This is a genomic window from candidate division WOR-3 bacterium, assembly GCA_029858255.1.
Classification (GTDB): Bacteria; Hydrothermota; Tepidihabitantia; order SM23-42; family SM23-42; genus SM23-42.
The window spans coordinates 1-3,900 of sequence record JAOUFJ010000067.1; the positions used below are offsets into that span (position 1 = coordinate 1).

4 protein-coding genes are annotated in these 3,900 nt (G+C 46.3%); all 4 read right to left on the minus strand.

The genetic code is table 11. The annotated features are described in order from the left end of the window. Positions 1-152: 152 nt before the first annotated feature. Genes rfbB through rfbD form a run of 4 tightly spaced genes read right to left on the minus strand, consistent with a single transcriptional unit; the run spans position 153 to position 3,639 of the window. Complete coding sequence (gene rfbB / locus OEV79_12380) at positions 153-1,175, minus strand: dTDP-glucose 4,6-dehydratase (protein ID MDH4212232.1); 1,023 nt, start codon at positions 1,173-1,175, stop codon at positions 153-155. A gap of 27 nt (positions 1,176-1,202) precedes the next feature. Next, the gene (locus tag OEV79_12385) at positions 1,203-1,673 is read right to left on the minus strand and encodes a dTDP-4-dehydrorhamnose 3,5-epimerase family protein (protein MDH4212233.1); all 471 of its coding nucleotides are present in this window, start codon (positions 1,671-1,673) and stop codon (positions 1,203-1,205) included. A 12-nt stretch (positions 1,674-1,685) separates the two neighbouring features. Further along, complete coding sequence (locus OEV79_12390) at positions 1,686-2,753, minus strand: glucose-1-phosphate thymidylyltransferase (GenBank protein MDH4212234.1); 1,068 nt, start codon at positions 2,751-2,753, stop codon at positions 1,686-1,688. 34 nt (positions 2,754-2,787) lie between these two features. Then, positions 2,788-3,639: a dTDP-4-dehydrorhamnose reductase gene (gene rfbD / locus OEV79_12395; protein MDH4212235.1), complete on the minus strand. Its 852-nt coding sequence runs from the start codon at positions 3,637-3,639 to the stop codon at positions 2,788-2,790. Positions 3,640-3,900: the final 261 nt, after the last annotated feature.

The following is a 3,900-nucleotide window of genomic DNA, read 5'->3' on the forward strand; positions in this document are numbered from 1 at the left end:
ATGACCATTGTTCGTTCTGCCTCTTCAGATTCTGCAGCGAAGCGACGTGACTTCAGCGCAGCATGTCTTCAGCAAAGCGTGTCTCCAGCGTGCGGCGTAACCCTGGATTCCCCGGTTGAACCGGAGAATGACGTCGGGGCGTGAACGAGTCGCTAGATTTGTGTCAGTCCCAGTTTGCCGTAGTACTTTCTGTAAAAACTGCGGTATGCGCCGGTCTGGGTATTCTTCAACCAGTCACGGTTTTTGTTATACCATTTTATGGTCTTCAAGAAACCGGCCTCAAAGGATATCTTTGGCTGCCAGCCGAGATGTTTCCTTATCTTGGCAATTGACAGGGCATAACGCCTGTCATGGCCAGGACGGTCTTTCACGTATTCAACAAGGTCAACCGGTTTTTTCAAAGTTCTCAATATCTTTTTTATCACGTAAATGTTAGTCCGCTCGTACTGACCACCGATATTATAAATTTCACCGATCCTGCCGTTTTGCAGAACGAGATCAATGGCCTGACAATTATCTTCAACATATACCCAATCCCTGACCTGCAGACCATCACCATACACGGGAATCTTCTTGCCATTCATGGCGTTGAATATGACGAGCGGTATGAATTTCTCTGGAAACTGGTACGGGCCGTAGTTATTAGAGGAACGCGTGATCACAACCGGCATTCCGTAGGTCCTGTAGTACGCCATTACCAGACCATCGGCTGCCGCCTTGCTGGCAGAATATGGACTCGAAGGGTTGAGAACAGAGCCCTCTCGAAACTTACCTCGTGCGATCGAACCATAGACCTCGTCGGTCGATACCTGCAGGAACCTGTCGACACCATATTCGAGCGCGCAATTCAACAACACGCCAACGCCGAGAAAATTGGTCTTAAGAAAAGCACCGGGTGTCGTAATGCTGCGGTCAACATGAGTCTCCGCGGCAAAATTGATGACTACTTCAGGCCTGAAATTCTTGAAGACCTTTCTCATTTGCGCCGCGTTCGTTATGTCCGCCTTGACAAAGCGGTAACCCTTCTGTTTGTCCATACCCTGCAGATTCTGGAGATTGCCGGCATAAGTCAATTTGTCGACGTTGATAATTTTGTCAGATGGATGTTTTGCGGCGAAGTACCGGATGAAATTAGAACCGATAAACCCGCATCCGCCGGTTACGAGTACTTTCATTTCTGGAATTCTGTAGAAGTAAGAACTTTAACCATCCTTACGCGACCAGTCGTAAGGAATATCCGAACCGTGAGCCGGCTTGCGGTACTCGTCAGGTTTTTTATAATCATAGCCTTCCGTAACCACGTTGACGATCATCGCCTCGCTACTGCTTACGCACTTGAAGCCATGCCATACATTTCTGGGTATATGGATAAGTACATGATTATGTTCACCGACAAAAAATTCGTTGATCAATCCACGCGTAGGGCTATCGTTGCGGTCATCATATAGCACTATCTTTGCCATGCCGTACAGAACGGTCATGTTATCATCCTGAAGTTTATGGCAGTGCCATGCTTTAACTACACCCGGATATGCAGTGGTAACATATACCTGTCCGAATTTCGAAAATTCTTTATCATCGGTGCGAAGTATTTCCATCAATCGTCCACGCTCATCAGGTATCAATTTCAGGTTCTTGATCGACACACCTTGTATTAATTTTTCATTGTTCATTAATAACCCCAATCACTTGATTATCTGGACATAACTCTGGTCGCCGAGAATGAACTTGTGGGTTCTTGGTGATTCGTTGATCTGGTTGATGACGACGTTCCTGCCCAGTATCGAGCGGTCGATACGGTTTTCCAGATTGCATATGGTTGCTCCATCCATTATTACGCTGCACTCTACTTCTGAATTTTCGATCGTTACATCGGCACCGATCGAAGAAAAAGGACCGACGTAAGCACGCGAGAGTCTCGAATTTTCACCGATTATTGCCGGCCCGCGGATGATACTCTTTTCGACAAGAGTACCTTTTCCTATCACAACGCGGCCGTTCAGCGTGGAATCAACCACCTTACCCTGATTGTCCGGCTCGATATCCTGTAAGATCAGTAAATTCGCCTCTATTATATCCTCGGGTTTGCCCGTATCTTTCCACCAGCCCTTGACGGTTTGGGATTCAACACGATAACCGTTATCAAGCAGCCACTGTATCGCGTCGGTTATCTCCAATTCATTACGCAGTGAAGGCTTTATGTGTTCAATCGCATTGTGAATCTCTTTATTAAATAGATATATGCCGACCAGGGCTAAGTTGGACGGAGGTTCTTTCGGCTTCTCGATCAATTTCTTCACCGTGCCCTGGTCATCAACAATCGCCACGCCGAAATCCTGTGGATTATTGACCTCGGTTAACAGAATCAATGCATCGGGTTGATTCTTCTCGAACTGTTTCACATGATCGGTGAGATTATCCTTTAAAATGTTGTCGCCCAGATACATCATGAAGGGTTCCTCGCTCAGGAATTTACGGGCGATCTTGATGGCATGTGCCAGGCCCAAGGGTGATTCCTGAGGGATGTATTCGATCTTCAACTTCCATTTGTCACCCTTGCCGACCGTGTTCATCACCTCATCTCTGGTATCGCCGACAACTACCCCTATTTCCTTTATGCCGAGACCCGCTAATGCCTCAATTCCATAGTAGATGATGGGTTTGTTGGCGATTGGGATCAGTTGCTTGGCGCCAGTATAGGTCAATGGTCTCAAGCGTGTACCGAAACCACCAGAGAGTATCAATCCTTTCATTGTTGAGTGAATTATAGCATTAACTAATTAAAAATCAAGACTTACGAATTATACTCTTGATAAATTCGTTCAAAGCCTCTTCCCATGATTTCATTTGACATGCGAAAAGAAACTCATAACTGTGCGATGCCAGCGGAGAGAAACGCGGCCGCTTCGCCGGCAGATTCAACTCTTCCGTCTTCACTGCCCTGACCGTCGTCCTGAACCTCATTATTTTCTTGGCTCTCAAGACAAAATCCAACCACGAAGCAACGCCGCTATTAACGATATGATAGATACCATAATTGTCAGATTTAATCACGCGCAAAATCGCTTCTGCAAGGTGATCAATATACGTCAAAGAGGCAAACTGGTCGCAGATGACATCGATCGAGCCGGGTTTCTTCTCGGCAACAAGGAATTTGGAAATATACCTGTTTGAATTCTTGCCGAAAAGCCAGGAGGTACGGACTATGAAGTACTTATCGCAGATGTCTTTGACATACTTCTCACCAAGCAGTTTGGTCCGACCGTACTCGCTTAGGGGATTGGGGTCGCTATATTCGGCAAATGCCTCTTCTCCGTGCCCATCAAAGACATAGTTGGTGCTCGTATAGAGCATCTTGGCGCCTATCTTCTTGGCAATAAGGGCTAAACCCATACTGCTGAGCGCATTCACCCGAAAAGCCAGATCCCGATCGCGCTCGCACGTATCAACGCCACTCACTGCAGCAAAGTGAAGTATGACGTCCGGTCGGTAATCCAACAAGACTTTGTTTGTGGACTTGAAATCGGTAATGTCGAGCTGTTTAACGTCGGTTGCCAGGAATTTGATCTTCTCATTACGCAGCAGACGCGTCATTTCTTGACCCAGGGCTCCTTCAGCACCACTGACAAAAATTTTCATCAGCACATTATAGCCTTGCTGATGCGGATGTCAATCAATTGTTATTCTTGACTTTTGCCATTTTATGGAGATAATAGCTCCGACACGGGATTCTTCCTAGAATCGTGTGTATGAATAGCGATTTGAATTTCTAAAGACTGGCACTTTTCTCTGGATGAAGAGAAAATCATCTGACAATTAAGAAGGAGGAAGATAATGGCAGGTAGTGCAGACAAAAAAGCAGATCTGGCTGGTCCTGGTGTGAGCACCTATGAAGAGGTA

Excerpts from the sequence above, each read along its gene's own strand:
- OEV79_12390 (MDH4212234.1), bottom strand. The coding sequence starts at position 2,753 with ATGAAAGGATTGATACTCTCTGGTGGTTTCGGTACACGCTTGAGACCA.
- rfbB (MDH4212232.1), bottom strand. The coding sequence starts at position 1,175 with ATGAAAGTACTCGTAACCGGCGGATGCGGGTTTATCGGTTCTAATTTC.
- OEV79_12385 (MDH4212233.1), bottom strand. The coding sequence starts at position 1,673 with ATGAACAATGAAAAATTAATACAAGGTGTGTCGATCAAGAACCTGAAA.
- rfbD (MDH4212235.1), bottom strand. The coding sequence starts at position 3,639 with ATGAAAATTTTTGTCAGTGGTGCTGAAGGAGCCCTGGGTCAAGAAATG.